Source organism: Megasphaera micronuciformis F0359 (genome assembly GCF_000165735.1).
Taxonomy (GTDB): Bacteria; Bacillota; Negativicutes; order Veillonellales; family Megasphaeraceae; genus Megasphaera; species Megasphaera micronuciformis.
This window is the reverse complement of record NZ_GL538208.1, coordinates 703,828-719,773: the sequence shown is the minus strand read 5'-3', so window position 1 is coordinate 719,773 and position 15,946 is coordinate 703,828. Positions and strand designations below refer to the sequence as shown.

Annotated in this window: 18 protein-coding genes; 17 read left to right on the top strand and 1 reads right to left on the bottom strand. The window is 45.5% G+C overall.

Features of this window, described 5'->3' with window-relative positions; all coding sequences use genetic code 11:
* The 16 genes from HMPREF9429_RS07130 to recO all read left to right on the top strand — a co-directional run bounded on the left by HMPREF9429_RS07130 (position 1) and on the right by recO (position 14,038).
* Entirely contained in the window at positions 1-792 is a 792-nt protein-coding gene (locus tag HMPREF9429_RS07130) for a class I SAM-dependent methyltransferase (RefSeq protein ID WP_232216655.1), read from the top strand.
* Complete coding sequence (gene miaA, locus HMPREF9429_RS07125; RefSeq protein ID WP_006942707.1) at positions 789-1,748, top strand: tRNA (adenosine(37)-N6)-dimethylallyltransferase MiaA; 960 nt, start codon at positions 789-791, stop codon at positions 1,746-1,748. The genes HMPREF9429_RS07130 and miaA overlap by 4 nt, the downstream gene beginning before the upstream one ends.
* A gap of 1 nt (position 1,749) precedes the next feature.
* A complete protein-coding gene (locus HMPREF9429_RS07120) occupies positions 1,750-2,997 on the top strand; it encodes a methionine gamma-lyase family protein (RefSeq protein ID WP_006942698.1) in 1,248 nt (415 codons plus the stop codon).
* On the top strand, positions 2,994-3,536 hold the full coding sequence (gene rnmV / locus HMPREF9429_RS07115; RefSeq protein ID WP_006942697.1) for a ribonuclease M5: 543 nt from the start codon (positions 2,994-2,996) through the stop codon (positions 3,534-3,536). The genes HMPREF9429_RS07120 and rnmV overlap by 4 nt, the downstream gene beginning before the upstream one ends.
* A gap of 2 nt (positions 3,537-3,538) precedes the next feature.
* Positions 3,539-4,393 carry a 16S rRNA (adenine(1518)-N(6)/adenine(1519)-N(6))-dimethyltransferase RsmA gene (gene rsmA / locus HMPREF9429_RS07110; protein ID WP_040774096.1) on the top strand — a complete coding sequence of 285 codons (855 nt, stop codon included), beginning with the start codon at positions 3,539-3,541 and terminating at the stop codon, positions 4,391-4,393.
* Positions 4,394-4,443: 50 nt separating this feature from the next.
* Positions 4,444-4,989 (top strand): TlpA family protein disulfide reductase, encoded by a 546-nt coding sequence (locus HMPREF9429_RS08910; RefSeq protein ID WP_006942689.1) that lies wholly within the window; start codon positions 4,444-4,446, stop codon positions 4,987-4,989.
* Between the two features lie 79 nt (positions 4,990-5,068).
* Positions 5,069-5,632, top strand: a complete 564-nt coding sequence (ahpC, locus tag HMPREF9429_RS07100) for an alkyl hydroperoxide reductase subunit C (protein WP_006942686.1) — start codon at positions 5,069-5,071, stop codon at positions 5,630-5,632.
* A 110-nt stretch (positions 5,633-5,742) separates the two neighbouring features.
* Positions 5,743-6,414: a TVP38/TMEM64 family protein gene (locus HMPREF9429_RS07095; RefSeq protein ID WP_006942684.1), complete on the top strand. Its 672-nt coding sequence runs from the start codon at positions 5,743-5,745 to the stop codon at positions 6,412-6,414.
* A gap of 120 nt (positions 6,415-6,534) precedes the next feature.
* The gene (locus HMPREF9429_RS07090; RefSeq protein ID WP_006942683.1) at positions 6,535-8,265 is read left to right on the top strand and encodes a B12-binding domain-containing radical SAM protein; all 1,731 of its coding nucleotides are present in this window, start codon (positions 6,535-6,537) and stop codon (positions 8,263-8,265) included.
* Between the two features lie 9 nt (positions 8,266-8,274).
* Positions 8,275-9,225: a TIGR01212 family radical SAM protein gene (locus tag HMPREF9429_RS07085; RefSeq protein WP_006942682.1), complete on the top strand. Its 951-nt coding sequence runs from the start codon at positions 8,275-8,277 to the stop codon at positions 9,223-9,225.
* 10 nt (positions 9,226-9,235) lie between these two features.
* Entirely contained in the window at positions 9,236-10,201 is a 966-nt protein-coding gene (locus HMPREF9429_RS07080) for a PhoH family protein (protein WP_198005704.1), read from the top strand.
* A 3-nt stretch (positions 10,202-10,204) separates the two neighbouring features.
* On the top strand, positions 10,205-10,678 hold the full coding sequence (ybeY, locus tag HMPREF9429_RS07075; protein WP_006942680.1) for an rRNA maturation RNase YbeY: 474 nt from the start codon (positions 10,205-10,207) through the stop codon (positions 10,676-10,678).
* Positions 10,678-11,058 (top strand): cytidine deaminase, encoded by a 381-nt coding sequence (locus tag HMPREF9429_RS07070; RefSeq protein ID WP_006942679.1) that lies wholly within the window; start codon positions 10,678-10,680, stop codon positions 11,056-11,058. Before ybeY ends, HMPREF9429_RS07070 begins: the two co-directional genes overlap by 1 nt.
* Positions 11,059-11,062: 4 nt before the next feature.
* Positions 11,063-11,965, top strand: coding sequence for a GTPase Era (gene era / locus HMPREF9429_RS07065; RefSeq protein WP_006942678.1), 903 nt, complete (start codon positions 11,063-11,065; stop codon positions 11,963-11,965).
* An 8-nt stretch (positions 11,966-11,973) separates the two neighbouring features.
* Entirely contained in the window at positions 11,974-13,320 is a 1,347-nt protein-coding gene (locus HMPREF9429_RS07060) for a hemolysin family protein (protein ID WP_006942677.1), read from the top strand.
* Positions 13,307-14,038, top strand: coding sequence for a DNA repair protein RecO (recO, locus tag HMPREF9429_RS07055; protein ID WP_156780722.1), 732 nt, complete (start codon positions 13,307-13,309; stop codon positions 14,036-14,038). The genes HMPREF9429_RS07060 and recO overlap by 14 nt, the downstream gene beginning before the upstream one ends.
* Here recO and HMPREF9429_RS07050 read toward each other — a convergent pair.
* A complete protein-coding gene (locus HMPREF9429_RS07050; protein WP_040774083.1) occupies positions 13,978-14,514 on the bottom strand; it encodes a transposase in 537 nt (178 codons plus the stop codon). The genes recO and HMPREF9429_RS07050 overlap by 61 nt on opposite strands.
* Positions 14,515-14,606: 92 nt before the next feature.
* Here HMPREF9429_RS07050 and HMPREF9429_RS07045 point away from each other — a divergent pair, with 92 nt between their 5' ends.
* Entirely contained in the window at positions 14,607-15,941 is a 1,335-nt protein-coding gene (locus HMPREF9429_RS07045) for an MATE family efflux transporter (protein ID WP_006942673.1), read from the top strand.
* Positions 15,942-15,946 lie beyond the last annotated feature (5 nt).

Here is a 15,946-nt window from a genome sequence, read left to right as displayed (position 1 = left end):
ATGGAAAAGATGCCTGTTTATGTGACTACGTCTTTAAAGGGTGAAGTGTCGCTGAAAGATGAAGCGAAAGCCTGGGCTGATGAGGTCGACGCCCGCTTTTTACCTCGAAGAGGGCGCAAGGAAGAAGAGCTGTACAATCAGTATGAGAACTTGATTATATATACGAATATGGGGCCTGAAATACGGACTGAAGGCGGCAGTCATCACTTTCATCCCAGCATGGCGGAGTTACGTATCCGTCAAATCGATTCGGGTAAGGGTGATCGTTTTCTTGATGCCGTCGCCGCTACTGGTCCCGTTAAGTTTTTGGACTGTACTTGCGGGCTCGGCTCGGATGCTCTCGTAGCCTCTTACGGATTGCCTCGGGGGTCGTGTGTTGATGCCGTAGAGGCATCTCCTTTGCTTGCAAGAGTAACGGCATGGGGATTTTCCAGATATGTACATGAACGTCGGGATGTAACGGATGCCTTACGACATATACAGCTGTCGCACGATACTTACGAGTCCGTCCTTACTTCGATTGAAGATAGGTCGTACGATATTATTTATTTTGATCCCATGTTTACCCGTCCCGTCCAAGAAAGCAGTAATTTTACGCCTTTACGTGACGTTGTTTGTCATGCCCCTTTGACGACGGATATGATAGATTTGGCTCTTTGTAAGGCCGGAAAACGAGTGGTCATTAAGGGACGTGACTTTTCGGAATTAACCGGAAAATATGATAATTTAAAAGTCGGCGGCGGAAGATACAGCCGTATTTCTTATGCCGTATTGGAGTGTAGTCGTAAATGAATGAAATAATCGCCATCATCGGCCCTACGGCCGTGGGTAAGACGGCGCTCAGTTTTAAACTGGCCGAACGGTTTCAAACGGAATTAGTATCGGCCGATGCGTATCAAGTGTATAAGGGCATGGACATCGGTACGGCTAAGGCGACCAAGGATGAGCTGGCAACCTATCGCCACCATCTTATAGATATTATCGAACCGAATGAAGACTTTTCTGCTGCAGCCTTTCAAGAGGCGGCACGGACTACGATTGAAGACTTGCATGAAAGAGGTAAGATTCCCATCCTCGTCGGCGGTACGGGACTGTACGTACAGTCTCTTTTGGAAGGATATGAGTTTAAGGCGAAGCGTCATTCCAAAGAAGAACGGCAGGCCGCTTTGAACCGTATTGCCGCTTTGTCGGAAGATGAGTTGAAAGCGTACATTACAGAAAAAACGGGGTATGAACCTCCGGATTGGCACGAGTTATTGTCCAATTCTCATCGGCTTGTCCGCTTGGTAGGCGCGATTGAAAAGGGCGACGGTGCGGCGGCGGTTATGCCGCAAAAGGCGGGCGGACCGCTTTATCATGCCTTTGTCATCGGCCTATCCTTACCGCGACAGGTCTTGTATGAACGTATCGAAAAGCGTATAGATGCTATGATTGAAGCCGGTTGGATCAACGAGGTACAGCAGTTGTTGCAAGACGGCGTTTCGCCTGAAGCTCAGGCCATGAAGGCCATAGGGTATAAGGAACTGGTCCTGTATCTGGACGGTCAGTTATCGTTAGAGGCGGCGAGCGAGCTTATTAAGAAGAGAACTCGTCACTTTGCGAAGCGGCAAATGACGTGGTTTAAGCGTATGCCGTATATTCGATGGTATGAAAAGGATGATTTTGTAACGGAAGTTGAATTGGCGTCTGCCGTTATTCAAGATATAGAAACTAAATGGGGCTCGAAAGTCGAGCAGAAGGTGAAATAACGTGGATATTGAACAAATCAGACGAGAAGCATTAAAAGAATGTGCCGAACAATTCGAATTGATCGACCATACGGCGTTAAAAAACACGCAAAAGGTCTTGGAAGCTTTTAAAGAAGACCGGCTTTCGGCCTATCATTTTGCCGGATCCAGTGGCTACGGATACAGCGACATAGGTCGGGAAAAGCTCGACGAAGTGTATGCCGGAGTATTTAAGGCTGAAAAGGCTATCGTCAGACCCCATTTTGTATCGGGGACTCATGCATTGGCTACGGTGTTATGCGCTCTCTTGGAAAAAGGAGACCTGCTTGTTTCTTTAATCGGTGCTCCTTATGATACGATGCAGGGAGTCATCGGTTATGCCAGAGACAGTCGCAATTCTTTAAAAACCAAGGGCGTATATTATGAAGAGGTGCCACTGAAGGACAATACATATGATTTGGAAGGTATTCGTCGAGTCGTGTCAGAACGTAAGCCTAAAGTGGTGCTTTTACAACGTTCGCGCGGATACAGCTCTCGTCCGTCTTTACGTATAGAAGATATTCGTAAGATTTTAGAGATTGTACGCGAAGCAAGTCCTCAAACTATTTGCTTTGTCGATAATTGTTACGGTGAATTTGCGGCAGAGGAAGAACCGCTTGAGGCGGGAGCGCACATTATTGCCGGATCGCTCATTAAGAATCCCGGCGGCGGTTTGGCTCCGACAGGCGGATATATCGCCGGTCGTGCCGATTTGGTGGAAAAGGCCGCCGATTACTTGACAGCACCCGGATTAGGCGATGAATTGGGGTCTTATACGCCGGGATACAGGCTCTTTTTCCAAGGTCTTTTTATGGCGCCTCACGTGACGGCACAGGCTATTAAGGGCGCTGTTTTTGCCGCTGCCGTATTTGCCCGACTGGGTTTTGACGTAGCGCCTAAAGCATCCGAATTTAGGTGTGATTTAATTCAAACGGTCTCGCTTAGGAATCAGCGCAATATGGAGCTCTTTTGCCGGGGCATTCAGAGTTTTTCGCCTGTCGATGCTCACGTTACACCTATTGCCGACGATATGCCGGGATATGCGGATAAAATCATTATGGCCGCCGGTGATTTTGTTCAAGGTTCGTCTATCGAACTGTCTGCAGACGGACCGATTCGTGACCCGTATATGATTTACTTGCAAGGCGGTATTGTTTTGGAACATAATATTCTCGCCGTATTGGCGGCGGCTCGCTTTATTGCTGAAGAAGGGGACGGCATTACATTATGATTAAGGAAGTAATCGTCGTAGAAGGTCGGGCCGATGAAGCGCGCATTCGGGCCTGCCGGATTGAGGCTGATACTATTCGTACGGACGGCTTTAATCTGCTTCCTCATACGTTGGAAGCAATCCGGGCGGCTTATGAAAGACGGGGAATCATTATTTTAACAGACCCCGACGGGGCGGGTGAACGCATTCGTAAGTACTTGACAGATAAATTTCCTCTGGCTAAGCATGCCTTTGTGCCGCGAAAAGAGGCCATTGCCAATGATGACTTGGGCATTGAGCAGGCGAATAGAGACTCTATTTTACGGGCTCTGGAACAGGCACGATGCCTTCAGTTCGAACCGCAACATGAGTTTACTCTTGCCGATTTATCGGAAAACGGCTTAAACGGGACGACAGACGCTTCCGAACGACGGTCATTTGTGGGAGCTAAATTGGGAATCGGCTACGGTAATGCTAAACAATTTTTGCGCCGCCTTAACGGCTACGGCGTGACAAGAGATGAATGGAATGCCGCCTTGGCGGCCTTGAATGAGGGGTAATGATGAAAGGGACAGTCATTGCGAATCCCGACGTGGTTCGCTACATTGTAAAACGCTTTAATTTACGAATGAGTAAAAAGTGGGGTCAGAATTTCCTGATTCGTCCCGACGTGGTTAAGAATATAGCTATAGCCGCAGATATAGGTGAAGGTGATGAAGTCCTTGAAATAGGACCCGGTATAGGTACGCTGACACAGGCTTTGGCGGAAACGAAGGCGTCTGTAACCGCGGTAGAAATTGATGATCGCCTTTTGCCTATTCTGGACAAAACACTGGAAGATTACGAGAATGTTCGGATTATTCACGGCGATATTTTGAAAATAGATATAAATAAGGAAATGAATGAGCGCTCTTTTACGGTTTGTGCCAATCTGCCGTATTATATTACGACACCCATTATTATGCGACTTTTGGAAGAACGGTTACCTATCCGTAAGATGGTAGTTATGGTGCAAAAGGAAGTTGCCGAACGGATGACGGCTAAGCCGGGAAGTCGTATTTACGGAGCTTTGTCCGTGGCCGTCCAGTACTATACGAAGCCGCGCTGTGAATTCGATATTTCACCGCAGTCTTTCTTGCCTCCGCCGGCTGTAACGTCGACAGTGGTAAGTATGGAAGTACGGACTGAGCCAGCTGTAGCAGTGAAGGATGAAAAGCTTTTCTTTAGAGTTGTGAAGTTTGCTTTCGCACAACGGCGTAAGACCTTATTAAACGCGTTAAAAGGCGGCGGGGTTCCGACAGAAGAGGCTTCTTGCATGCTGGAAACGTCCGGCATAGACGGGAGTCGTCGCGGCGAAACGTTAAGTTTACAGGAATTTGCGAGTATTGCCGACAGCTGGTATGAATTGACACATTAATTCCGGACGCCCCTTACGGGGCGTTTGTATATTTTAAGAAAGGAACGGCCATGAGAAGCGAAAAACGTAAAAATATCATATTTTTCGGTTTGGCTTTCGTATGCATGGTTCTATTGTTCGCTTGGTGGCCGGGGAAGGATCCCGCACGGATAGATATGGAAGGCCGTAAGGATACGGCTGATCTGATTCGTTCGGAAACTGAAGTATTGGCTCCCGATATTTTGTTGAAGACCCGAAGCGGAGAGATTGTCAGACTGCGTACCTTGTATAATGAAAAGCCTGTGTGCCTGTATTTTTGGCATCCGTGGACGGAGTATTCAAAAGAAGGCTTGAATACCTTAGAAGCTGTGAAAAAAAAGACCGGTGATTCTGTTTATACTTGCGCTGTTATGACAGACGGAACAGCAGATGACGGTTATGCATACATAGACTTTAAGAAGTATGATTTCCTGTCATATCATACAGATATACGCTCATGGCGGGAGCTTATTATTAAATCACCGCCGGTATGGATCATTATTGATAAAGGCGGACGTATTAAGGACAAGGCAGATAGCCTTACGGAGTTGCAAATTTTAACAAGTCTTGCTAAATAAGAATTATTATTGACATTGTCAAAAACATCCTTTATACTCGGATTATGATAATTAATATCAATTAAAGGAGGTAAAGACTATGTCTCTTAACGGAAAGAAAGTAACCGATTTTTCATTACAGGCCTATCAAAAGGGTGCTTTTAAAGAAATTACTTCTCATGCTTTGGAAGGGAAGTGGAGCGTTTTCTTCTTCTACCCTGCCGATTTTACATTTGTGTGCCCTACGGAATTAGGCGATTTACAGGATAAGTATGAAGATTTTCGCAAGATAAATTGTGAAATTTACTCCGTTTCCTGCGATACACACTTTGTCCATAAAGCATGGCATGAATCGTCAGCTACGGTCGGTAAGGTGGAATTTCCCATGATCGGTGACCCGACGGGTATTTTGGCCAAAGATCTGGACGTATATATCGAAGATGCGGGACTTGCAGAACGGGGAACCTTCGTCATTAATCCGGAAGGCAAGGTCGTTTTATATGAAGTAAGTGCCGGCAATATCGGCAGAAATGCAGATGAATTGTTGCGTAAAGTACAGGCTGCACAGTTTGTTCACCTTCACGGTGACGAAGTGTGCCCGGCAAAATGGAAACCGGGCAGCAAGACCTTAAAACCGGGATTCGACTTAGTAGGAAAGATTTAATAAACTTTATAAGACCCGCATCGATAAGATGCGGGTCTTTCTGTGTATCGACAAGAAATGAGAGGGGAAGTATAATAGACGATATTACTATAAGTATTTAAGGAGTAAGTATGAAGCAATATAACGGCATAACGGAACGGCAGATGCAAATCGGTGCCTGTCTGATTATAGCCCTAATCCTCGGCAGTATACACTTGGCCCTGCCCGGCTTTTACAGTACCTTGATTACCTTGGCTATGGACGGGAATGTGCCGGGGTTGCAGGCATATATCCTTTCGTACGGATACCTTTCTATGGCCATCAGTATACTCATGATTTTGTTGACGAATATGACGGGGCTTCCGTCGTTGCCGCTTCTCATTGTCAATGGTCTTGTTTTCGGTCTTATTCCGGGTATTATCGTCTCGTGGATTGGCGAATTTCTCGGCTGTACGGCAGGCTTTATTGTCATGCGTACCGTCTTTCGCAGTACGGCTGAGCGTATTATTGCCAAGAGCGATAAACTGAGTCGTATTGACGGATACAGTACATTTCGCAATGTTTTTATTGCCAGAGCTTTGCCGTATACACCCAATGTATTGTTAACGGCACTTATCGCCTCAGGGCGCATTTCCTTTTCGGATCATTTGGGAGCCACTTTCCTGGGAAAACTTCCGGCTGTAGCTATTGAGGTTTGGCTGGGGCATGATTTGGTTTATATTACCGAACATCCGGGGCGATTAGCCGTGGTCGTTCTTATTTGCCTTGCAGGTGTCGTCATATATCGGCGTAAAAACAAATAACTTTGGCATTAAAGAGGCGGAAATTCTGCCTCTTTTTCATTCCGTAAAGGTATGATTTGCAGTATAATAATAAAGATAAGTGCTCACGTTTTCAGTAGCGACGGGAGGATTACCTGTTACATGAAAGTGTTATTAGCCGCCTTAAATGCAAAATTCGTGCAATCGTCATTGGCCTTGCGATATTTGCAACTGGCCTGTAAAGAACGGGGACTGACGAATACGGAAACGGCGGAATATACCATAAATCACAATTTATACGATATTGTAGGACGCATTTATGCTCACCGTGCCGATGCGGTAGGGCTTTCTTGTTATGTTTGGAATATTGAAATGACCTTAAAAACGGCTCGACTCATACATGAGGTCCTTCCGTCTTGCAAAATTTTTCTCGGCGGCCCGGAAGTGTCGTATACGGCCGAGGAGGTATTGAAGGAACACGATTATATTGATTGTATAGTGCAAGGTGAAGGTGAAGAAGTTTTACCTCAGTTAATTCAGTCGTGGGAACAAGGAATTGAAAGACCCCAACTGACAGGGGTTCTTTTTAGGAACGGGAATACCCTTGAAGGGTCAAAACAACTTTGTGAGGTAGCCGATTTAAATACCCTGCCTTTTCCTTACGAAGGGGAAGACTTTTCGAAACTTTCGCATAAAATAATTTATTACGAAAGCTCCAGAGGATGTCCCTTTCAATGTCAGTATTGCTTATCAGGTATGAGTCAAAGTGTGCGATTTCGCAATACCCGTACCGTCATAAGTGAGTTAAAGCGCTTTATTGCTGCCGGAGTTAAGCAAGTAAAGTTTGTGGATCGGACCTTTAACTGTAATCCCGAGCACTATCGGACATTGTTGCACTTTTTTGTATCCGTACCGGAAGATATTAACTTTCACCTGGAAATCGAACCGGGATTGTTGACCGATGAGGATTTGGAAATTTTAAAAGCGGCCCCACCGGGGCGCATACAAATGGAGATGGGAATTCAGTCTACTTATGAGCGAACCCTGGATGCCGTGCGTCGGGTCAACGATTGGCCTCGTATTGAGAAAGTTATGAAGACCTTGCGTGATTATCAATCGGTGCATCTTCATTTAGATCTGATTGTCGGGTTGCCTTATGAAACGATGGAGCATTTGCAGCAGTCTTTCAATGAAATTTATGCTCTGAAACCGCATGTGCTGCAAATAGGCTTTTTGAAGCTTCTTAAGGGGTCGGGTATACGGAATCGCTTTGCAGAAGATTACCGATTTGACCCGGACGGTCCGTATGAGATATTAGAAACCGCTTGGTTGTCTTTTGGTCAAGTACGACGAATGAAACGGTTTGAGGATGTATTCGAACGCGTTTATAACAGTAATAAATTTACGGATTTTCTCGACTATGTCGTGCCGTTTTACGAAAGCCCCTTTGTTTTTTACGATGAGGTGACGACCTTTATTGACAAGATCCACGGTGATGAAGGTTTATTGTCGGATCGCACGCTCATTGACTTGTTGTATGATTTTGTTCAGGGTTCGGAAAAAGTCGGGGAGATGGATAAGGAAACGGCTGTCGAACTGCTCGATTTCAATGTGCGAATTTCTTTTGCCTTTCGTTTGCAACCGGGATTTATCGAAAAAGCCTGTCATCGCAACGAATGGGATGCGGTTTTTAGGAATGAATCGTTGATGAAGACCTATTACGATGATTATCGATTTACGAACATGCGTGACATAAAGCGAAGGTATCAACTGTGGCCTTTGTCACCTGAAGCGGCGCAAGTGATAACGGGAAAGTCTTTTGGCAGGGCTGTACGGGTTATTGCCAGACAAGAGAAAAAGGGAGTTTCAAGGCATGTTATCGATAAGCCTTAGAGGAGGATTATGGAAACACCTTACAGAATGTATTCGTCGTACTTAAAGGAACGGTACGGCGAGAAAGTATATAAGTTGCCGGTCAGCATTCCCGATACCTGTCCCAATCGGGACGGACGGTTAGGTACGGGCGGGTGTGCTTTCTGCGGGGCCATCGGGGCGGGATATGAAAACCTGCCTGCCTCCGTCACCATTGAAGAGCAACTGAAGACTAATAAGGAACACATAGGCCCTAAGTATAAAGCCGAAAAGTTTATTGCGTATTTTCAGAATTTTACCAATACGTATGTACCGGTCGATTTGTTCCGTGAGTATTTGGAAGCGGCCTGCCTACCCGATGTTGTCGGCCTTGCCGTAGCGACCAGACCGGATTGTCTGAACCGGACGTACCTGGATATTATGGATGACGTTCGGCAAAAGCACGGTGTCGATATTACCGTAGAATTAGGCCTTCAGACCGTCAATTATAAAACATTGGAACAGATCAACAGGGGACACGGCGTAGCCGAATATATCGATTCTCTAATGATGCTGAAAGACTATGATTTTCGCAATTGTACCCATGTTATTATCGGCCTTCCCGGTGACGACGAGGTCGATACTGTTGAAACGGCAAAGATTATTTCAGCGTTGCCGACTCATGAAGTAAAGCTGCACGCTTTGTATATCATTAAAAATACGCGTATGGCACAGTGGTATAAGAACGGCGAAATCAGTCTGATTACAGTAGAAGAGTACGTAAACAGGGTTATTTCGTTTCTGGAGTACTCGCGCAGTGATTTAGTATTTCAACGCCTCATCGGCAGAGCTCCCGAAGAAGCGACCGACTTTTCGAACTGGAGCATGGGGTGGTGGCGAATTCGCGATATGATTGAATCGGAAATGGCGACAAGACAGACCTTCCAAGGTCGTAAATGTGATTATTTGGGCGGTAAAGCAGTCCGCCATTTCGGTAAATAAGGAGATTATGTTGGCAGAAAAAATATTTAATTTTTCCGACCCTTCCGAAGCCAGACATTTGATCGGGATGCATGACGAATTGTTGCAAACTATGCGTCAAGAGTTTCCGGCCTTGGCTTTATCGTCGCGGGGTCAGGACTTATTTATAAAGGGACCTGAAGAAGAAGCAAACATCTTGGAAAGTATGCTCTTGCACTTACGCGCTCTCGATAGGGACAAGGTGTATGCGACGACACAACAGGTGCGCTATATTACGAAGCTGGTGCGCGACGGAAAAAGCGATCTCGTAGAAATGATGCACGAGGATACGATTGCACTTTCCGATAAGGGGCGTCCCGTCAAACCGAAGACGCTGGGACAAAAGGCATATGTTGATATGATTCGTAGGCATGCCGTTACCTTCGGTATCGGGCCGGCCGGCACGGGAAAAACCTATTTAGCTGTTGCCTTGGCGTCGTATTACTTGAAAAATCGTGAAGTAGACCGTATTATATTGACTCGACCTGCCGTAGAAGCAGGTGAAAAACTAGGGTTCTTACCCGGCGATTTGCAAGAAAAAGTCGACCCGTATTTACGACCTCTGTACGACGCTTTGTCCGACATGTTCGGTCTTGATACGGTGCAGAAAATGCTGGCTCGAAATATTATAGAAGTAGCCCCTTTAGCGTACATGCGCGGCCGGACTCTGGAAGAATCGTTTGTTATTTTAGATGAAGCTCAAAACACGACGAGAGAGCAGATGAAAATGTTCTTAACGCGTATGGGAAATCATTCACGTATGGTTATTAACGGTGATATAAGTCAAATAGACTTGCCCGGGAACGTTCCGTCCGGATTGATTGAAGCCGTACGTATTTTGGAAGCCGTACCCGGGGTAGGGGTGATGCGTTTTTCTGATATTGATGTAGTGCGTCATGATATGGTAGGACGTATTATCAGGGCTTATGAAGCGTATTATAAAGAACAGGAGGCATAATGCATGAAGGTTCGCATTACTTATGAAAACAAGGCGACGGAAAAAAAAGAATATGAAAATATTATCGAGTCGGTTTGTAAAGAAGGAGCATATATTTACGGGTTGGATGAAGACGCGGAGCTAAGTGTCGTACTTTGTGATAATGCATATATTCATGAGCTCAATAAGACATACAGAAACATAGATCGTCCTACCGATGTCTTGTCTTTTGCTTTAAATGAAGGTGAAGAAGAAGGCTACGACGGACCGGACACTAAGCTTCTCGGCGATATTGTTATTTCTCTCGATAAGACGCGGGAACAGTCGGAAGAATACGGACATTCATTTGAAAGGGAACTGGCCTATCTTACTGTTCACGGTATGTTGCATATCTTGGGATATGATCATATGACGGACGAAGATAAGGCGGAAATGAGAAAAGAGGAAGAATTCGTATTACATCGACTCGGCTTTGTCAGAGAAGGAGAAGAATTGTAATGAGACCTACAGATGAAGCCCTTGTTAGTGCGGCGCGGCAGGCAAAAGAAAAGGCCTATGCTCCGTACTCGCATTTTTCCGTAGGTGCGGCTGTAGATGGCGATGACGGAAAGGTATATACGGGATGTAATGTGGAAAACGGCTCATACGGGCTGACATCCTGCGCTGAACGAAATGCCGTTTTTGCCGCCGTTGCGGCAGGTTGCCGTAAGATTCACAGTGTAGCCGTTGTAGCCGATGAGGACTATACGTTGCCTTGCGGTGCTTGCCGTCAGGTCTTGGCAGAGTTTTCAGCGGAACGTATTATTTTAACGGCCAAAGACGGACGATACAGAGTTGTGAAGGCAACGGAGTTGTTTCCTCAGCCTTTTTCGCTATAGGAGGATGAAGATGAAAGACCAATTTAAATCGGGTTTCGTTGCCGTTGTAGGCCGTCCGAATGTGGGTAAATCGACGTTGATTAACCGTATTATTCGACAAAAGGTAACTATCGTATCCGATAAGGCTCAGACGACACGCAATAAAATTCTTTGCATTCATACGGATGATGAATGCCAAATCATTTTCCTCGATACGCCGGGGATTCATAAGCCAAAGCACAAGTTGGGACGCTTTATGGATGATGCGGCTTTCAGTGCCTTGCACGATATTGATGCGGCCGTATTTCTTGTAGCCGCCGATGAAAAACGCGGCCCCGGGGATATGTTTGTCCTAAATAAGGTTAAAGACGCAGGGGTACCCGTCTTCTTAGTTATTAATAAAACGGATAAGGTGGATAAGAAAAAAATTCCGGCAGTTATTGCGGATTATTCGCAACTCTATGATTTTGCAGGTATCATTCCCGTATCGGCCTTAAACGGTGATAATGTGGATATAGTAACGGACGAGTTAAAGAAGATCTTGCAGCCGGGCCCAAAATATTTTCCCGATGATATGATTACCGACCAGCCCGAACGGCTATTAGTTTCTGAAATTGTTCGGGAAAAACTTTTGCGTGCTACCCGTGAAGAAGTTCCTCATGCCGTCGCCGTCTTTACGGAAGAAATGGCTAAACGGGACAACGATAAAGTGTATATACGCGTTACCGTTTATGTAGAAAGGGAATCTCAGAAGCGAATTGTTATCGGCAAAAACGGTGCCGTACTGAAAGAAATAGGCCGCTATGCACGGACGGAAATAGAACAGCTTTTGGGTTCGAATGTTTTCTTAGATATATGGGTAAAAGTAAAGCCCGACTGGCGTAATAAGGCAGCGGCTTTGAATGAATTCGGATATAAGGACGAATAAGGAGAAGAATGATGACGGAAGACCAAATCGGTGTCTTGGCAACTTGTTGTATAATTTTTTTACTCGCCTTGGCCGTACATGCTTTTTTTGTAGTCGGTAAATTTGCTTTCGTGCAACTGCGCAAGGAAACCCTTGAAGAAGTGGTACGTGACGGTGAAGAACAACTGAAAAAAGTCTTGCCCTGTTATGATAATACGGGTATTTTTCTCAGCATGGCTCAGGTGGGCGTATCGCTTTCGGCCTTTACGGCAGGAGTTGTTCTATTGTATTTACTTACGTGGACGTATATGAGTGCGGAAGTTATCGTTCCCTTTCCCGGAGCTTATGTTATTTGCCTATTTATCGCCCTTGTGTATACCGTTCTTTTTTGGGTTTTAGGTGAGCTGGTACCGAAATCCATCGGAATGCAGGTTCCTGAGAAGTCTCTCCTTTTTGCGGGGCCGATCATTTACGGACTGAGCCGGATTTTCTATCCGTTTCTGACTATAGGCATGAAACTGGGACAGCGGGTTTTGAGCGGTCGCTCTCTTGACGTGACCAATGAAATAGATATGGCTCATACGGAAGATGAAATTCGCATGCTTATTACGGCCAGTCATAAGGAAGGAAAAATTGATAAGCTTGAAAGCGAGTTAATTGACAATGTTTTCGATTTCTCCGATTTATTGGCCAAAGAAATTATGATTCCCCGTCAGGATATTATTTGTCTGTATGCCGAAGAAAGTATGACGGAGAATCTGACGACTATCAATCATTCGCGACATACGCGGTATCCTTTATGTGAAGAAGACAAAGACCATGTTCTGGGCTTGGTTCATATTAAGGATGTCTTGGATTTGCGTATTAATCGTCGCAACAACTTGAGGCTCATCAATCGGCCTATTTTGAAGATTCCCGAAATCATGCCTGTAAGTAAGTTACTGCAACTCATGAGGGCACGACGTACGTATTTGGCTATTGTTGTCGACGAGTACGGCAGTACGGTCGGTTTGGTTAGCTTGGAAGATATTATGGAAGAGCTGGTCGGTACGATTCGTAATGAACATACGGCAGAGAAAGAAGAAATTCAGCCCTTAGCTGACGGAGCCTATGAATTTGCGGGAACGGTCCTCCTTGACAATGTGGAAGAATTACTTCATATTCCCGTTGAAGAAGATCGGGATGTAGATACAATAGGCGGGTATGTATTTGACTTATTGGGTCATACGCCGGAGGTTAAGGATGAGGTAACCATAGGTAATTATGCCTTCACTGTTTTAGAGGTACAAGGCTTCAGAATTGTTCGACTCCGAGCCGTACCGATCCCTCAAGAAGCGTCGACGGAAGAAACGGAGAATGAACATGAATCCGACTGAGTACGGGTTCGCCGAATCCTTTGACGGTATTATTCTCAATGTGCAGAAACATCCGTCAGGAACGAGATTGATTACCGTATTTACGCTACAAGCCGGTCGGGTACGTGTATTTGCAAGTGGCGGAGGCCGAAAAAGAAAAAACGGCAATCCTTTTTTTCAATTTGCGCGGATTGCATTTGAAGCGCGCCGTAAAGATAATACGTATACCATGGGAGAATATGAATGTCGTAATGCGAAAGCATTGATGAACCTGGATTGGAACACCTATGCATATACACAAATTTTGGCGGAAATCGTTACCTCCCTATTTCCGGAGGGGGAGCGGGATGAAGAGGTATATCAGTTGCTGAAAGCGTATGCAGAGACCATCGATTATAAAGACGTACGAACGGCGACTATTATTGCCGGTTGGCAGTTAATTGCCTCTGCCGGATTCTTTCCCGATATCGACCGGCTTTTCGTATATAGGAAGGGAAGACTTGCTAACGGACTACGCCGGTTTTTTCTATCCGATAAAAAGGAAGACGGCTTGTTACCGGAACGATTGAGTCCGTCTTTGCTCAACCAATGGAAGTCCGTATGTACTTATACATGGCGAGATGAGCCCTTGCGTTTAACGGCCGGAGCTTTGCAGTATTTGGAAGAATTTTTATATTCTTATACTGTCCAATGTTCCGAGCGGGAATTGAAGTCCTTGTCAGCTTTAACTTTTTCCTGATTGTGACTGTAAGGTGCAGACGATTCGGCTACGTACAGGCGGTCATAAGGCCAGTAGGCGTAATGAACCTTTAAGTTTAAACAGGCTGTACGAAAGGCCAAGTCTGTACGTAATTCTTCGACTAAAGAGTCGTGAGCCGAAATAGTCAAACCGGTAGATAAACGGCGTTCCAGAAGGCTTCGGCAATAGGTTATGAACCGGGTAATATCCGCTTTTTTGCCGCCTTTAAGAGTGATGACCAAGTGTATATGATTGGGCATAATAACATACTCTGCCAGGTTTATGTCCGCATGCTTTTCTTTAATTTCTTCCATGAGTGCCGCCGCTTTTTCGCCGAGACGGGTCGGTTGCCAATAAGGGCCGCCCAGGCCGGTGACAACTTTTCCGAATAAAGGCTGTCTGTGAGAAATACAGAAAGTAAAAAAATACATTTTTTCATTGTGCATAACCCTTTCTTGTGTTCTGTAAGTTGTCATATGAATCACCCTTTTTTATGATGTAATACAATGATTGGATTTTATTTAAAATTTCGTTAAAGTGAGATTAAAAGATTTTGACAGGAGGAGCTATGGTTCGTAATATGACGGAAGGCAGTCCTATGAAGCTTATCATAGCTTTTACGATACCCTTACTCATAGGTAACTTGTTTCAACAGTTTTATAATATCGCCGATATTATCATTGTCGGCCGATTTATAGGCGTACATGCCTTAGCCGCCGTGGGGGCGACGGCACCGTTGTTTATGGGACTGTTAGCCTTGACAATAGGGTTGGCATCGGGATTTACGGTTATTACGGCCCAACGATTCGGTGCAGGTGATGAAGCGGGTGTGCGCCATTCAGCGGCGACGGCGGCCATGCTGTCGGCTGTTATTACGCTTATTCTCATGATTGCTTCGGGGCTTCTCATGCCGAAAATTCTACAGCTCATGAATATTTCCGCCGAACTGTATGATGACGCCTATCATTATGTCATTATCGTTTCCTACGGTCTGGCAGCCACGATGATGTATAATCTTTTGTCTTGTATTTGTCGGGCCTTGGGTGACAGCCGTACGCCTTTGTACTTTCTTATTTTATCGACCTTGTTAAATGTAGGCTTGGCTATTTTATTCATCGTTGCCTTTGATTGGGGGGTTCCGGGTTCGGCGATAGCTCTTGTCGTGTCGCAGGGAATTGCCGCTTTTTTATGTCTCTTTTACATGCGCATTAAGTTCCCCTTTTTACGACTTTCACGAGAAGACTGGCGCTTTGATTCGGCCTTTGCCAAAGAACACTTAAAGGTGGGTATGCCCATGGCACTACAATTCTCTATTATTACGTTGGGGATTATTGTCGTTCAGGCCGTATGCAATACTTTTGAAGCTGAAACGATAGCCGCTTTTATTTCGGCTACGCGTATTGAACAAGTGGCTATGCAACCTATGATATCTTTCGGTATAGCCATGGCCGTTTATACGGCTCAGAATTACGGTGCTCGCAAGTTCGACCGTATTCGTAAGGGCGTGCGGCAATGTTCGCTGCTGTCATTCGGGCTGTGTGTGTGCGCCGTTGCTTTAATGTACTTTTTCGGCATTGAAATTATTTCCGGGTTTACGACCGATCCGGATCAGTTCCTTCTCGATCAAGCGGCCTTGTATTTGTTGTTTACCGTACCGTTTTACTTTTTCCTGGGACAGCTTTTTGTGTATCGTAATGCACTGCAAGGAATGGGAATTGCTATTGTTCCCTTATTGAGCAGTATTTTAGAACTCGTCATTCGTAGCGGTTCCGCTTTGCTTTTGGCGGATAAATGGGGCTATCCCGGCTTGTGTGCTGCCAGCCCTGTTTGCTGGGTGGCGGCTTGCCTGTTTACGACAGGATGTTATTTCTATTTCAGTAGACGGCTGTTTGCTGAGAAATAAGAAGG